Here is a 14,536-nt window from a genome sequence, read left to right as displayed (position 1 = left end):
ACTGTCGTCAGAATCGGCTGGGCAACACATGCGGTGTCGGATGAGAATATCGGGCTGGCGGTTGTTCCTCACTATGGCAACAGCAGGCGTTGCCACGAGCGGATGTGCGAGCTTCAGTTACATCACTCAAGCCTATAACGGCGTTCCAGTCCAACAGGTCTCCACGCAATACGATACGTTCCGCGTCTTCGATAAGCCAACCGAAAACCGGATGATGATAACGTCAAGCCTTGCATCCGCCGCGGCTCAAGGATTTACAGGTGGGCTCCTGCTAAATCCAACAGCGACGGCATCACCGAAACCAATCTTCGAAGAGGCGGCGCTAGCATATCTCAAGCAGACGGGCCGCAACTGCAAAATCATGGATGGCTACCTTCTTGTGAACCCCCAGTGGGAGTTCAAATACAGCTGCGAGGTGGCAACGTCTTCGATCAATAAAACCTGAGACAAGCTCACCCAGTCCCCGCCGGATCCGCCGGATCAAACACTGTGATATCGGTCCAGATATCCAAATACGGAAAATCCCCGTAGTCGTGCTCCCACCAGGCGACGAACTGCAACCGCCCGTCTTGGGGCGTCACGTTCCCAGCGAGAATTGGTATCGCGCGCCCGACGAAGCGGTCAGGAACAGCCGCGCTGATCCTTGCCTCAGCGACAGTGACCACAACGTACGAGTCACGCCGAATGATCGGCCAGTTGACGATGTACGTGAAGCCGCGCCCCGCATGCCGCCACAGAAAGCGATAATGCTGAATGATCATGGGTTCCGCTCCGTCAACAGAAACTCGCGTTGATCCTCTGAACGGGGCGGACGCACGAGCAGCTGCCCATTGAGCGGCAGCGCCGTCAATTGAATGAAATAACCGCCCCCTTCAATGTGAGCCGTGCCGATCCGCTGCAAAACGTCTTCGGACTCGTCGGGCGGCAACGTGCCTTTGAAATCGGGATGCGCGGCATGTCTCGTTTGTCGGCGGGCAATAAGCGCGAAAACAGGCATCCAATTTTCATCATCGGGCATAGGAACCCACTCCTCGAAACAACTATTGAATGAAATGTCCCGTGAATTAAATGAGCTCAGGCAAAACATCGTCGCCGGAACGGCGTAGAAATCACATCAATGAACACGGCCGAGTATTCGCGAAAACCCGATCGCCGTCACGCGCTTTCCACGCAATTTTCGAAAAAACCTCCGCCTACGGAGTTTTGCGTTGCCAGACGCGAGTAAGCACGCAATGGACGGCTACGGCCTGGGCCAAGGCTCGCACGCAATGCCATCATCGTCAGCATCGTTGCGAGGCCAATAGCCGGGCTCGCCTCGCACGGCGGGGGCTAAGCCAACCGCTCGCGCTGTCTTGCAGTTTGATGACGCGAGGAAATGTCGAACCGTGACGTCAAGCGGCCATGGAGATGCCGAGGCAATTGCGAGAAGGCTGCCGCCCACACACCCCAGGAGGAGCCATGGCCAGAGCGGACGAACCGCACGCCTGAGACGAACTCGCAGGCCACCGGCTTTTCCATCGGCCTCGAGACCGAGCGACCTCCGGTTTCCCCTCCAGGCAGCTTCTCGTCCCTCGCGATGATGATCGTCCAACGTCATGGCACCGCCCGATGTTTAACGCGCGGCAAAAGCGTACCGATCGGATTGTAAGCACCACGTTAAGCCGGCCTGCCCGGTCCATTCGGCCACCACCCGGTGCCCCGTCTACCCTGCCCGAAACAGCGGCAATTTGCGTATTCCGAGGGCTTGTACTCCCCGCCACGCTGTGGCACTCGAACCACGCCTGCACAATTATGCAGCAAAAACAACTGCACCGCGTCTCCCAGAAAGAGAACAACCAAAAAACGCGCTGCGCGCCTCGCGAACAGCCGCGCGCACTGGAAGGGAATTCCCATGCTCGATGAAAAGCTCGAACCAATCTATGCAGAAGTCCTGCGGCGCAATCCGGGGGAGAGTGAATTTCATCAGGCCGTGCGCGAGGTGCTGGATAGCCTCGGCGCCGTCGTCGCCAAGCATCCCGAATATGCCGATGGCGCACTGATCGAACGCCTCTGCGAGCCCGAGCGCCAGATTATCTTCCGCGTCCCCTGGGTCGACGACAAAAATCGCGTGCAGATCAACCGTGGCTTCCGCGTGCAGTTCAATTCAGCACTCGGCCCCTTCAAGGGCGGCTTACGCTTCCATCCGAGCGTCATGCTCGGCACCATCAAGTTTCTCGGCTTCGAGCAGACGTTCAAGAACGCCTTGACCGGCATGCCGATCGGCGGCGGCAAAGGCGGATCCGACTTCGACCCGAAAGGCCGCTCGGACAACGAGATCATGCGCTTCTGCCAGTCCTTCATGACGGAGCTTGCACGCCACATCGGCGAGCATACCGACGTCCCCGCTGGCGACATCGGCGTTGGCCAGCGCGAACTGGGCTACATGTTCGGACAATATAAGCGCATCACCAACCGCTACGAGTCGGGCGTCCTCACCGGCAAGGGCCTCGTCTGGGGCGGCTCGCGCGTCCGCACGGAAGCGACAGGCTTCGGCGCCGTCTATTTCGTCGATTACATGCTGCGCACGCGCAATCAAAGCTTCGACGGCAAGCGGGTCTCCGTATCCGGCTCCGGCAATGTCGCCATCTACACGATGCAGAAGGTCGCCGCCCTCGGCGGGCGCGTGATCGCGTGCTCCGACTCGAACGGCTATGTCGTCGAAGAGAAGGGCATCGATCTCGAAACGCTGAAGGAAGTCAAAGAACGCCGCCGCGGCCGCATTGCCGACTATGCGAAGCTCCGCGGCTCAGACGCGATCTACATTCCCAACGGCCGCGTCTGGGATGTGCCCGTAGATATCGCCATGCCGTCCGCCACGCAGAACGAACTCACCGGCCAGGATGCGAAGACGCTGATCAAGAACGGCATGATCGCAATCGGCGAAGGCGCCAACATGCCCTGCACGCCCGAGGCGGTCCGCGCGTTCCTCGATGCCAACGTGCTGTTCGGGCCGGGCAAGGCTGCGAATGCCGGTGGCGTCGCAACCAGCGCGCTCGAGATGCAGCAGAATGCATCGCGGGATTCATGGAGCTTCGAGACGACGGAAGCGCGTCTCAGAGAAATCATGCACGGCATCCACGACAGGTGCGCGCGGACGGCGGATGAGTACGGCGCGCCCGGCAACTATGTGCTCGGTGCCAACATCGCGGGCTTCACGCGCGTCGCCGAAGCCGTACGCGCGCTTGGTGTGATCTAAACGAACGCGCTCGAACTTTGCGCAAGCGTCTTCAACATCCACGAGTGGCGAGGAAACTCGCCGCCCGGCGGTTCAGCGCGGCTGGCCCGCCTGCCCTGCCTTCAAACTTAAGGCTTCGCCCCGGAGCGCTGCTTCTTCTTATGAAAAGGCTTCGAGCCGGGCTTGTTCGCACCAGTGAACTTCGGCGAACCGGTTTGTGGTTCAGCGCCGTTGGAATGAGCGCGCGCTCCGTCACGCTTGCGATGCGGATTGGCGCGGAACTTCTCTTTGTTTCGATCCCGCCATGGTGCCTTGCCGCGGGATTCCCCCGGCGCGTCTGACGAACTCGCGTCGTTAGCCTCATGATCTTTGCGCTTCCAAGGCGAAGACTCTCGCTGGCCGGCATCATCTCCCATGGACGCGCCGATGCGCGAGATCCGCCCCTCATTGGGCTTCATGGAACGCGCGGCATCCGCAAACGTGTCTGCGACTTCAGCGGCGACCTGGAAGCGCGTATCGCGATCGAAGATCTTGATGGACCCGATCTCGGACTTCGTCACATTGCCCGCGCGGCAGAGCAGAGGCAGCAGCCAGCGCGGTTCGGCATTACGCTCACGCCCGATATCGACACGGAACCACACCATCTCGCGGCCGTGATCGCGAACGGCGCGCGGCGAGCGGCTGTCCGGCCCCCGCGTGCCCGCCTGGTCTCGGGACGCGCGGGTACGATCATCGCGACGTGGCGGCGGACCGGTATCCTCGGTCAGGTCTTCCGGCGCCGGAAGCTGGGCGCGATGGATGCGGACCAGAGCAAGGGCAATCTCGTCCGCCGTACGGCTCGCCTGAAGCGATTGCGCAAGCTTCAGGTCCTCCTCCGTCGCGGGGTCGGTGAAGATGGAACTGGCGAGGAAGCGTTCCTGATCGCGCGCGCGGATCTCCTCGACCGTCGGTGCAGCGCCCCATGTAACCTTGAGCTTAGCGCCTGCCAGCAAGGCTTCGGCCTTGCGCCGCCGGTTGAATGGAACGATCAATACGCAGAGCCCCTTCTTGCCGGCCCGGCCCGTGCGGCCCGAACGGTGAAGCAGCGTCTCGGCATCGTTGGGCAGATCGGCGTGAATGACGAGCGTGAGCGCCGGCAAGTCGAGCCCGCGCGCGGCCACGTCGGTCGCAACGAGAACACGAGCGCGCCCATCGCGCAGCGCCTGCAGAGCATGCGTGCGCTCGTTCTGCGTCAACTCTCCCGATAGCGCCTCGGCGGAGAAGCCGCGCTCCGACAGGCGCGCGTGCGTCCGCTTCACCGCTTCACGCGTCGAGCAGAATACGATCGCGGCGCTGGCATCATGAAACCGGAGCACGTTGACGATGGCGTTTTCGACGTCGCCCGGCACGACGCGAATGGCGCGATACTCGATGTCGGCGTGCTGCTCGTTGCGCTTTGCCGTTTCGATGCGGACGGCCTCGCGCTGGTAGCGCCGCGCCAGCGCTTCGATCTCGCGCGGCATGGTGGCGGAGAACAGCAGCGTCTGGCGGCCTTCCGGAGTCGCATCGAGAATGAACTCGAGATCCTCGCGGAAGCCGAGGTCCAGCATCTCGTCGGCTTCGTCGAGCACGACAGCTGCGAGCTTCGTGAGGTCGAGCCGGCGGCGTTCCAAATGGTCCCGCAGGCGCCCGGGCGTGCCGACCACGATATGAGCCCCGAAGCCGAGCTGACGGGCTTCCGCGCGCGCGTCCATGCCGCCGACGCAGGTAACGATCTTGGCTCCGGTATCGGCATAGAGCCAGTCGAGCTCCCGCTGCACCTGCATCGCAAGCTCGCGCGTGGGCGCAATGATCAAGGCCAGCGGCTCGGCTGCCTGGGCGAAACGCTCCGCGTCTCCAAGCAGCGTCGGCGCCATGGCGAGACCGAAGGCTACCGTTTTGCCGGAGCCGGTCTGGGCAGAGACGAGCAAGTCACGCCCCGCCATGCTGGGGTCGAGAACCGCGAGTTGTACAGCGGTCGGCGCCGAGTAGCCGCGCGCAACGATGGCGCGCCCGAGCGCGGGATGAACCGACGGGAAGGTCATGATGGGTCTTTTCAAATGATGGAAGCCGCCGGGCTCTATTCGAGTGTCAGGCGAGCGTCGCCAAAAATATCGTGATCGAGGTTGCCTAGCCGGTATTGGGCGTTTCCGCCAGCTGGCAGGTTGGCGCGCTTCTCATGTAGGCCGGGCCGAGGAACGGAAGCTGCCACGGCGGCGGTGGTGCAGAACCGGCGGCTCAGGCCTGTCCTCCCCGCCCCGCCTCAGGCTGTCGCGCCCATTTCTCCAGCCTTGACCTTCTTCTCACGCGTCAGGACCCGGGCGATGACGATGAGAACGAGCGAGGCAACGAGAACGATAGTGGCAATCGCATTGATCTCGGGCGTGATGCCGCGCCGGATCGAGGCGAAGACATAAATCGGCAGCGTGGTTTTGGACCCCGCCACGAAGAAGGCGATAATGAAATCATCGAAGGAGAACGTGAAGGCGAGCAGGAACCCTGCGGCAATCGACGGGAAAATCTGCGGCAGCACGATTTCCCGGAACGTGGTGAACGGGGTCGCATAGAGGTCACTCGATGCGTCCACAATGTCCCGGCCGAGGCTTGCCAAGCGTGCCCTCACGATCATTGTCACCAGAGCCATGGTGAACAGCCCATGCGCGGCGATGATCGAACCGTAGCCAAGGCCAAACTTCGGCGGATCGCTGCCCGGCCAAATGGCGGCAATCGCGGGGTTCAACAGCCCGAACAGCTGCACGAGCGCCACCAGCGTCGCGATGCCGATCACAACGCCTGGTACGACGATAGCCGCCGACAGAAGCCCATCGAACACAGCTCTCGTCCGCGGCCCAAGGCGCTCCAGGCCCATCGCAGCCATGGTGCCGAAGATCGCGGCAAGACTGGCGCTGGTAAAGGCGACGATGAGGCTGGTCCAAAGCGCATCCATTAGAAAGGGATTGGAGAGCGCCCGGCCATACCACTGCGCCGAGAAACCAACGAGCTCGCTCGCATTGCGCCCGGAGTTGAAAGAGAAAAGCACCACGAGTGCGATCGGCGCGTATAGAAAAAGATAGAGGGCGAAGACGAACGCACGCATCAGATCAGATCCACCTGCCGGGTGCCGGAGACGCGCCACGCAATGCGCATGGCAACGAGAAGCACGGCGACGACCACCACGACCAGCGTCACCGCAATTGCCGAGCCGAAGGGCCAATTCCGCGATTGCAGAAACAAATCGACCAAAGCATTGCCGATGAAGAAAACCTTGCCGCCGCCGAGAAGCTGCGGGATCAGATATTCGCCAAGCAGCAGGATCGTGACGAGCGACAGGCCGGTCATGACGCCCGGAAGCGATAGCGGCAGCGTGACGCCGAAGAAAGTCGAGATCGGCTTGGCGCCAAGAGCGGCCGAAGCATCCAGCAAACGCCGGTCGAGCTTTTCAAGGCTGACGTAGATCGGCAGGATCATCAGCGGCAGATAGCCATAGACGATGCCGAGCAGGACCGCGCCCGGCGTGTTCAGCAACCGCACATCATCGATGCCGACCAGTTCAAAGAGATGCGGAATACCGCGCGCGCCCAGCAAATACATCCAGGCGTAGGTGCGCACGAGCATGCTCGTCCAGAACGGTATGACGATCAGGGAAATAAGCAGCATCCGGTATTTCGGATCGGCTTTGATCGCGAGATAATAGGCGACCGGATAGGCGATCAGCAGACATGTCAGCGCGCCAAGCGGAGCGAGCGTCAGCGTGTTGACGAATGCTGCCGAGCGCGCGCCAAGATTTGCAAACTGCGCGAACGTGAAGGCCGCTTGATATCCGCCCTCCGGCGCACGTTCGCCGAATGCAAAGATGACGACGGCCGCGAAAGGCAGCACGAGAAATGTAAACAGCCATACCGCGGCGGGCCCGACCAGGGCCGCAGTCACCAATCGTCGCTTGTTCTCGGCCGAAAGTGCCATCTTTATAAGTGCTCTCGTGACAGTGCTTGAACTGAGGCTGGCCGGCTCCCGCGAGAATAGCGAGAACCGGACCTATCCCTCAAAGGCGCTGCTACGTCCTCAGGCAGACTTGAACCGCGCCATCAATTCGGCCCGAGCGGGATCCGTCAGCGTCACCGCCGCACCGAATTCGAGCGGCGTCAAAGCGGCTTCATCCGGATAGACGATCTTGTTCGACACGATCTCCTTCGGCAGCAGCGAGATCACGCGATTGTCGGTGGTCGGCGCGCCGTTGGCGATATGCTCCTTCACCGCGTTCTGCGGATCCATCAGATAGTTGAGCAGCGCATAGCCTGCCGCTTTGTTCGGAGCATCTTTCGGAATGGCGTAGTAATCGGTCCAGATCTCACCGCCATCGGTCCCGAGAATGTAATCGATGGCCGGCACGTCGCGATTGAGCTGCGCGCCATCGTTCGTCCAGCACATGGTCATCCAGGCATCGGTCGCGCGCATCGCCGGCTGGTAGTCGCTGTTGATCGCGAAGAGATGCGGTTTGACCTTGATGAGCAGCTCTTCCGCCTTGGCGAGTTCGTCCGGCTTGATCGAATTGAAGCCATAGCCCAGCGCGACCAGCGCGCTGCCGATCGTCGTCAGCTGATAATCGTGCACCATGGCACGGTTATTGGCTTCGGTCTGAGCAACCTCGAAGAAGTCCTTCCAGGTCTTCATCGTCGTCTTGATCTTGGATGTGTTGACTGCGAACCCGGTCGTGCCCCAGTTCTTCGGCAACGCATAGGTTTTGCCGTCGATCTGCCCTTCCTTGGTGAAGCGCGGATTTTCGCTAGCAGCACTGAAGTTGGGCAGCTTCGAGATGTCCAGTTCGTCGATGAGCCCGAGCTTGTGATAGGTCGAAATGGTGTAGTTGGTCGGCACGAAAAGCGACCAGCCCGTCGCACCGGCTTGCAGCTTGGCCAACATCTCTTCATTCGAGCCGAAGACATTGACCTCGACCGCGACGCCAGTTGCGGCCTTGAAGTTTTCGAACGTCGCCGGGTCGTGATAGTTCGGCCAAGTGGCAATCGACATCTGCGTGCCGAGTTCGCCAGCCGCATAAGCGCTCGAGGAGAACGCCCCCGGAATGCGCGACATCACCGCTGTCGCCACGCCGAGCCCCGTGATGCCCAGAAAGTGACGCCGGGTCACCGAGCCACGCTTGAAGCGCATGAACTCGTGCATGAAGTCGTCAGGCGAGATCGGCAGATTTTCCCTGTGCTTCTTGGTCATGGCGTGTTTCCCCTTTGGTCAGGCGGCGCTTTAAACCGGAAAAAGATGAGCGGCAGTGGGATCGAAGCCGAGAAAGACCGCCTGTCCCGGCTCGGCCAATTCGCCTTCGCGCAAGGTGCGGCGGTCTGCTGTAATCAGAAAATCACCAAGCCCCGGGACGGCGACCGAATACTCCGCAGCAGAGCCGAGAAATATCCGGTTCGTCACCGTGCCATGAAAGCCCGTGGCGCCTGGCTTGCCATGGAGATCGATGCGCATGGCTTCAGGACGAATGGCGAGGATCGCGTCGCCGTTCACGAGGCCCGGCCGTGCGCCGACGTCGATTGCCGAACCGTCGGCGAGCCGCAAAGTCTTGCCGTCGGCTTCGAGACGCGCGGCGACACGATTGGTTTTGCCAACGAAGTCCGCCACGAACAGATCGGCAGGATGATCGTAGACCTGCTGCGGCGTGCCGAGCTGACTGATGCGGCCCGCGTTCATCACACAGACGGCGTCCGCCATCGACAACGCTTCCTCCTGGTCGTGCGTGACCAGAACGAAGGTGATGCCGAGTTCACGCTGCAGCGTCTGCAGCTCGATCTGCATGGCGGTGCGCAGCTTTCTGTCGAGCGCTGCCATGGGTTCGTCGAGCAAGAGAACGGCGGGCTTGTTGACGATTGCGCGCGCCAGCGCAACCCGCTGCTGCTGCCCGCCGGAAAGCTCATGAACGCGCCGTTGGGCGAAGCCGCCGAGGCGCACCATCTCCAAGGCCCCCGCCACTTTGCTTGCAATTTCGGAAGCCGCGAGGCGCGGGCGCATCTGCCTCAAGCCGTAGGCAACATTCTGCTCGACATTGAGGTGCGGAAACAGCGCGTAATGCTGAAACACCATGTTGACCGGACGGTGGTACGGCGCAATGCCGTTCATCTCCCGTCCGCTGATCAACACCGTGCCGGAGGTCGGCTGCTCGAAGCCTCCGATCATCCTGAGGCACGTCGTTTTCCCACAGCCCGAAGGACCGAGAAGCGCGAGAAAGGCTCCCTTCGGTACTTGCAGATCGACGTCCGAAACCGCCGTCACGGCACCATAGCTCTTGGTGACCGAACGGAACTCGATGTCATTTTGCAAACAGGATTCCCGGTCGGTTTCTTAAGCCCCAGTAGCGCCGTGTGCGATCTTTGCAGTCAACCTTGTTTCCTCACAGATAAAGCAAAGCACCCCGATTATCGCAACTGCAATTTTCCGCCAGCGCCTCAACGGGCGAACCATTCATCAATGTGCCCGCTGTTCAGGCGTGCGGATAAAGGTGGCGCAAATGCCAGTCGCCCCTGCTCGAAAACCAACTGGTCCTTAGGCCGCTGGCAAAGGCATCGCGGGCTCGAACAGCCTACAGAGCTTGACCGGCCACCCAGCCGCTGGCCCAAGCCCATTGGAAATTGTAGCCGCCAAGCCAGCCGGTCACATCGACAGCTTCGCCGATGGCGAAAAGGCCACTCACATTCCGCGCTTGCATGGTCTGCGAAGAGAGTTCGCCGGTACTGATCCCGCCGGCCGTGACTTCGGCTTTGGCGTAGCCTTCCGTGCCGGTTGGGCGAAAGCGCCAACTGGCAAGCCGCCGCTGAATCTCTTCAAGCGCTCGGTTGGGCGCATTTGCGAGTTCACCGGCAAGCCCTATGCGCTCAGCCAAAGCTTCCGCCAGACGCGCGGGCAACGCCTGCGCTAGCACGGAACGCAGCGCGGAACGAGGATGGCTGCGCTTTGCCTCGATGAGCCACGACGATCCGAGCTGCGGTAAAAAGTCGATCGCGATCTCCTCGCCGGGCGTCCAGTACGAAGAAATCTGCAGGACCGCCGGCCCCGACAATCCCTTGTGGGTGAAGAGTGCTGCCTCGCGAAATGCGACGCCGCCGCATCGCGTAACGACATCGGCCGAGACACCCGACAAGGATTGGAACAGCGTGTCCTCTTTCCCCAGCGTCAGCGGCACGAGCGCCGGCCGGGGCGCAACAACCGTGAGGCCGAACTTGTGGGCAAGATCGTAAGCGAACCCGGTTGCACCCATTTTCGGGATCGAGAGGCCGCCCGTTGCGATCACCAATGCGGGCGCAGCGGCGGTCTCATCCCCGAAGCTGACGCGATAGACCCCATCGGCGTGCTCAACGTCGCGGACGCTCTGTCCAAGCTTCAGCTCGACCTGCCCTTTGGCGCACTCATCAAGGAGCATGGCAACGATCTGCCTGGCCGACCCGTCGCAGAAAAGTTGCCCGAGCTTCTTTTCGTGCCACGAGATGTGATGCCGATCCACCATCGCGATGAAGTCGTCTGGGCGATAGCGCCGCAGCGCCGACTTGGCGAAGTGGGTGTTGGCCGACAGATACCGCTCGGCCGGAGTTTCACGATTGGTGAAATTGCAGCGCCCCCCGCCGGAGATCAGAATCTTTTTTCCCGGCTCGCCGGCATGATCGATCAGAAGAACTTTGCGGCCGCGCTGGCCCGCTGTAAGGGCGCACATCATCCCTGCCGCGCCGGCGCCAAGGATGATTGCGTCATAACGATCGAATGCTCTAGTGCTCACGGACCCTGCTGCGCAATTTGTCTTCGTTCGGTTGTCGAGGAGATGCCTGCTTCAATACGTTTCCATCGCGCGCGGCAACCACGCGAATTGCCGTCTAGCGGCTGACGCCCCCTGTGACGCATAACGGCTAGGTCCTCTCCAACAAGATGAGTGGAAAGCGCGTCGCCTAATCGCGCCGAAGCCTCGGCGATCTCTCCACCGTACGAAAGAGTCGCACCTTCGTTAATAAAGCGGGGGGGGGTATCCCCACATCCTAGGCGTTGTCGTCCGCGTGGCGTTTGGAATGGATTCAAGTTCACCCGCAATCGCAAAGCCCTTCTACAGGTCCGCCCACCTCCGCTTGCGCATTTCTTCCCTGTACAGACTTTCTTTTTGCTGCCTACAATATCTCGTGGAACCATGCGCCCCGTCGAATGGAGCAGATATGGGCGAGCGATCGGAAAATGCTTTGCTTCGCAGCCGTCGCATTCAATCGGCGTGGGATGCCACTCCGCTGGAATACCGGGGTAAGATCGATGGCGAAAAATCCATCATGATCCGGCCAGAAAGCGAACGGCGGATCGTTGCTCTCTTTGATTTGACGGAAGAAGATATAGATTGGTGTATCGCGAACGCTGCTCAATCAGAGCCCGGCGCGGCAGCCGTGATACCGCTCAGCATACTCCCAAAGTAATCGCTGTTTCAGCGGATCAGCCGGCGCATCTAAACAAACGTCCTCCACGTCAACCTTCTAGAACAACGCCAACGCGGACCTGCGCTGGCTGTCTACTGGCATTCGGCGCAGCCATTTCGAGACAATCTTTGGACACGCGGCCGTCCCGCCGTATAATCGCTTCCGACACAGCATAAAGCCGGTTAGACGCCGGGAGCACCATGAGGGCCACGTAACATTGAAACCCATTTCTTGGCTCGGGCGGGGATCCTTGGCCTTGGCCCTTTTCGCGGCGCCCATCTTATTGATCGAACCTGCACGAGCGCAAAACAAAGCCGCGGGAACCCCAGGCGCAGCGAAGGCTGCGCCAGAGCAATCCGGCGCGAATGTCAATCAGAAAGCACCCGGCTGGACGGTGACGTGCGCGGACAGCGGCGAAGGCATGGCGTGCAAAGCCATGCAGACGATCATTGTGGCCAAGACCCGCCAGCGCCTGCTCCAGATATCGGTGCGTCGCGCCGATGACAGCGGTGCGATGGCGCTGCTGTTCCATCTGCCGCACGGGATCTTCAATCCTGCTGGCGTCACAACGACGGTGGACGGCGCCGCCGGTGAGACACTCGACATCCAGACCTGCGACGCTCAGGGCTGCTACGCGGCGTCTTCGATGCCGCCGGCGAAATTCGCTTCGCTTCTCAAAGGCGCGAGCCTAGCGGTCACCTTCCAGGACCTCAACAAGAAGAAGGTCACAGTTCCCGTCACGCTCAAAGGCCTCGACGAGGCCGCCAAGAAGCTCTGAATACGCGGATCCTAGAACCTCACGCCCGCCTTGATGCCCGCCGCGTGGCTCTCGGATTTATCAGAGAAGCGGCCGTCGTAATTGAGCTTGATGTCGATGCCGCCGAGCCCGAGCACATCCAGTCCCGCGCCAATATCGAGATATGTCTGATCGAACTCTGATCGCACGGTGAAAGGTGCAACGCTTTCAGGCGCGCCTACAAAGCTCGACGTCAGCGCGAAGGTGGCATCGTCGAAGAAAGTGACGCCGACCCGTGCGAAGGGCCGCACAAGCAGCCCGTCGGCACGCCGCCATTCCGCACCGATCTCGATCGCGGGGCTCGCCGAAAGAACCCAGTCGCTGTTATCGCTCACCGAAAGCGCCGCTGCGCCGCCGGCAGTCTCGGTAAAACCGCCGAAATCGAGGTAGGTGGCGTTGAGATCGATCATCGGCCGCAGATACCAGCTGCTGCCGCTCGACAGAACATGAGCAAAGCGCGCATGCACGCCGCCGAATGCGATCTCATGATCGCCCTCGGCCGTAGCGATACCGGCAAGCCCGATCCTCCGCGTCGTGTCGAACCAGCCGTGACCGCCGAACGCCGCGCCAGCAAACGTCGTCTGCCCCCAGTGCGTCTTGAGAAGCGCCGCGCCCTGCACACGCTCACCCTCAGACGACGCAGCATTGTTGGTCGATGCGTCGGTGCTCTCGTAGGAAGCAGCAAAGCCGAGCCGCCAGTGCTCCGAAATGGCCACCTGCAGGCCGCCCGACACACTCGCCACATCCTCGCGGCCGCCAATGTTGGTCCAGGTGCGGTCCCAATCCGACCGCCGCGCGCCGACCTTGGCCCAATAACACTCGCCTTCCGTCACGGGACCAATGCCGCCGTCCACCGTCGGGCAGCTCATCGCGCTGCTGAGGAACAACAGGTTCGAGTGCACCGTGCCGTGAACTTGGCTCAGGTAGTGCTCGCCGTGCAGACGATCGATCGCCGCGAGGAGCTCTGCCTCGTTGGGCAATCCCCGCAACGCGCCGAGCAACGCCCTAAGTGCAGCGTCCGGCCCCGCGCTCTGCAGCGCGGTGAGATAAATCGCGGTCGCCTCCTGGTTCGGCGTCATCGGACCAGAGATGAGTTCGAGGATTTGCGAGATCCGCCAGTTGAGCCAAAGCTCTCTGCCCTCGCCCAGCACATCGAGTGAGAATTCAAGTCCGCGGATCTTTTCGACAGTTGCGGTGCTGGTGAGTGCGTCCGCATCGGCAATCAGAACGGACCCGGCGTCGTTCTCGATGCTCATGAAGTTGGTGCGCACGAAGCCCGCAAAGTCTGCTGTGCCGGTAACGCTGACGCGATCGGCGCCCTGTCCTGCATCGTCGATGTCGACGACGAAGATGCCGGCGGCCGTTTGGACGAGATTGCCGGTGATCACCGTGGTCTCGATCGAACCCGCGCCGCCGGGCGATAATGCGCCACGGTTCGTCAGAGTGTTGCCGGCGCCGAGGTCGACGCTTTGTCCTGCGCGGAAGACGCCGCCCGTCTCGTTGAAAAACGAATTTAGGCCGGTTCCGAGATTGATGTTGCCGGAGATCGTGCCGTGGTTATGAACCGTCTCGTCGCCCGAGCTACCGCGCACCGCAAGCGCGCCGCCCGACAACGCGGCGTAATTGGTCAGCGTGTTGGTCCCGCCGTCTGCAAACTCAACGCCGTCCTGGACGCCGTGCACCGTCCCACCCAAAAGCTTGACGTCGATCGTTGCGCCATACGCGGCGAAGATGCCATCTCGGCCCGATATCACATCGCCCGTGCTTTCGATCGTAATCGCGCCCTCGGCGCGGGCGTAGATCCCTGATGTCTTGGCTTGGAGATTGCCGGCGCTGGTCACCGTGATGTCACCGGAACCTGAACTTTCTGCGCGAATGCCGGCATTTGAATCGGACGTGACATTACCGGTGCTATCGATCGTCAGGTCACCGTCGCGGGCCCAAGCAAAAATGGCTGGGCCATAGGCTTGAATATCGCCTGCGCTCGTCACGTCGATCGTACCAGCGCCGCCCGTCCACGCCAAAATAGCGAAGGAACCCGTAGACGTGATATCG

At 61.4% G+C, this 14,536-nt stretch carries 14 protein-coding genes; 5 read left to right on the top strand and 9 right to left on the bottom strand.

Annotation, left to right across the window (positions count from 1 at the left end):
* Nucleotides 1-73 precede the first annotated feature (73 nt).
* On the top strand, nt 74-445 hold the full coding sequence (locus tag VFG26_RS00505; protein ID WP_325021115.1) for a hypothetical protein: 372 nt from the start codon (nt 74-76) through the stop codon (nt 443-445).
* A 7-nt stretch (nt 446-452) separates the two neighbouring features.
* On the opposite strand, the gene VFG26_RS00500 is transcribed toward VFG26_RS00505, so the two are convergent.
* Complete coding sequence (locus VFG26_RS00500; protein WP_325021113.1) at nt 453-761, bottom strand: hypothetical protein; 309 nt, start codon at nt 759-761, stop codon at nt 453-455.
* An 89-nt stretch (nt 762-850) separates the two neighbouring features.
* On the opposite strand from VFG26_RS00500, the gene VFG26_RS00495 reads away from it, so the two are divergent.
* Entirely contained in the window at nt 851-1,051 is a 201-nt protein-coding gene (locus VFG26_RS00495) for a hypothetical protein (RefSeq protein ID WP_325021111.1), read from the top strand.
* A 189-nt stretch (nt 1,052-1,240) separates the two neighbouring features.
* Here VFG26_RS00495 and VFG26_RS00490 read toward each other — a convergent pair whose 3' ends face one another.
* Nucleotides 1,241-1,597, bottom strand: a complete 357-nt coding sequence (locus VFG26_RS00490; RefSeq protein ID WP_325021108.1) for an excalibur calcium-binding domain-containing protein — start codon at nt 1,595-1,597, stop codon at nt 1,241-1,243.
* A 294-nt stretch (nt 1,598-1,891) separates the two neighbouring features.
* Between VFG26_RS00490 and gdhA the strand changes: the two genes are divergently transcribed.
* Nucleotides 1,892-3,235: an NADP-specific glutamate dehydrogenase gene (gene gdhA, locus VFG26_RS00485; protein WP_325021107.1), complete on the top strand. Its 1,344-nt coding sequence runs from the start codon at nt 1,892-1,894 to the stop codon at nt 3,233-3,235.
* Between the two features lie 107 nt (nt 3,236-3,342).
* On the opposite strand, the gene VFG26_RS00480 is transcribed toward gdhA, so the two are convergent.
* The 6 genes from VFG26_RS00480 to VFG26_RS00455 all read right to left on the bottom strand — a co-directional run bounded on the left by VFG26_RS00480 (nt 3,343) and on the right by VFG26_RS00455 (nt 10,952).
* Nucleotides 3,343-5,277, bottom strand: coding sequence for a DEAD/DEAH box helicase (locus tag VFG26_RS00480; RefSeq protein WP_325021105.1), 1,935 nt, complete (start codon nt 5,275-5,277; stop codon nt 3,343-3,345).
* A gap of 218 nt (nt 5,278-5,495) precedes the next feature.
* Nucleotides 5,496-6,329, bottom strand: coding sequence for an ABC transporter permease (locus tag VFG26_RS00475; RefSeq protein WP_325021103.1), 834 nt, complete (start codon nt 6,327-6,329; stop codon nt 5,496-5,498).
* Nucleotides 6,329-7,195 carry an ABC transporter permease gene (locus tag VFG26_RS00470; RefSeq protein ID WP_325021100.1) on the bottom strand — a complete coding sequence of 289 codons (867 nt, stop codon included), beginning with the start codon at nt 7,193-7,195 and terminating at the stop codon, nt 6,329-6,331. Before VFG26_RS00470 ends, VFG26_RS00475 begins: the two co-directional genes overlap by 1 nt.
* Nucleotides 7,196-7,294: 99 nt before the next feature.
* Nucleotides 7,295-8,458: a spermidine/putrescine ABC transporter substrate-binding protein gene (locus tag VFG26_RS00465; protein WP_325021098.1), complete on the bottom strand. Its 1,164-nt coding sequence runs from the start codon at nt 8,456-8,458 to the stop codon at nt 7,295-7,297.
* Nucleotides 8,459-8,488: 30 nt separating this feature from the next.
* The gene (locus VFG26_RS00460) at nt 8,489-9,565 is read right to left on the bottom strand and encodes an ABC transporter ATP-binding protein (protein WP_325021096.1); all 1,077 of its coding nucleotides are present in this window, start codon (nt 9,563-9,565) and stop codon (nt 8,489-8,491) included.
* Nucleotides 9,566-9,824: 259 nt separating this feature from the next.
* Nucleotides 9,825-10,952: an NAD(P)/FAD-dependent oxidoreductase gene (locus VFG26_RS00455; RefSeq protein WP_414653246.1), complete on the bottom strand. Its 1,128-nt coding sequence runs from the start codon at nt 10,950-10,952 to the stop codon at nt 9,825-9,827.
* A 484-nt stretch (nt 10,953-11,436) separates the two neighbouring features.
* Between VFG26_RS00455 and VFG26_RS00450 the strand changes: the two genes are divergently transcribed.
* Complete coding sequence (locus VFG26_RS00450) at nt 11,437-11,685, top strand: hypothetical protein (protein ID WP_325021092.1); 249 nt, start codon at nt 11,437-11,439, stop codon at nt 11,683-11,685.
* Nucleotides 11,686-11,968: 283 nt separating this feature from the next.
* A complete protein-coding gene (locus tag VFG26_RS00445) occupies nt 11,969-12,463 on the top strand; it encodes an invasion associated locus B family protein (RefSeq protein WP_325021090.1) in 495 nt (164 codons plus the stop codon).
* An 11-nt stretch (nt 12,464-12,474) separates the two neighbouring features.
* Here VFG26_RS00445 and VFG26_RS00440 read toward each other — a convergent pair.
* A partial coding sequence (locus VFG26_RS00440) for an autotransporter outer membrane beta-barrel domain-containing protein (RefSeq protein ID WP_325021088.1) occupies nt 12,475-14,536 on the bottom strand: 2,062 nt, incomplete at its 5' end.

Source organism: Hyphomicrobium sp. (genome assembly GCF_035687085.1).
Classification (GTDB): Bacteria; Pseudomonadota; Alphaproteobacteria; order Rhizobiales; family Hyphomicrobiaceae; genus Hyphomicrobium_B.
The sequence above is the reverse complement of the archived record's forward strand: the minus strand, read 5'-3'. Positions and strand labels throughout refer to the sequence as shown.

Excerpts from the sequence above, each read along its gene's own strand:
- VFG26_RS00490 (WP_325021108.1), bottom strand. The coding sequence starts at position 1,597 with ATGACGTTGGACGATCATCATCGCGAGGGACGAGAAGCTGCCTGGAGG.
- VFG26_RS00475 (WP_325021103.1), bottom strand. The coding sequence starts at position 6,329 with ATGCGTGCGTTCGTCTTCGCCCTCTATCTTTTTCTATACGCGCCGATC.
- VFG26_RS00450 (WP_325021092.1), top strand. The coding sequence starts at position 11,437 with ATGGGCGAGCGATCGGAAAATGCTTTGCTTCGCAGCCGTCGCATTCAA.
- VFG26_RS00505 (WP_325021115.1), top strand. The coding sequence starts at position 74 with ATGGCAACAGCAGGCGTTGCCACGAGCGGATGTGCGAGCTTCAGTTAC.
- VFG26_RS00500 (WP_325021113.1), bottom strand. The coding sequence starts at position 761 with ATGATCATTCAGCATTATCGCTTTCTGTGGCGGCATGCGGGGCGCGGC.
- VFG26_RS00470 (WP_325021100.1), bottom strand. The coding sequence starts at position 7,195 with ATGGCACTTTCGGCCGAGAACAAGCGACGATTGGTGACTGCGGCCCTG.
- VFG26_RS00455 (WP_414653246.1), bottom strand. The coding sequence starts at position 10,952 with ATGATGTGCGCCCTTACAGCGGGCCAGCGCGGCCGCAAAGTTCTTCTG.
- VFG26_RS00465 (WP_325021098.1), bottom strand. The coding sequence starts at position 8,458 with ATGACCAAGAAGCACAGGGAAAATCTGCCGATCTCGCCTGACGACTTC.
- VFG26_RS00480 (WP_325021105.1), bottom strand. The coding sequence starts at position 5,277 with ATGACCTTCCCGTCGGTTCATCCCGCGCTCGGGCGCGCCATCGTTGCG.
- gdhA (WP_325021107.1), top strand. The coding sequence starts at position 1,892 with ATGCTCGATGAAAAGCTCGAACCAATCTATGCAGAAGTCCTGCGGCGC.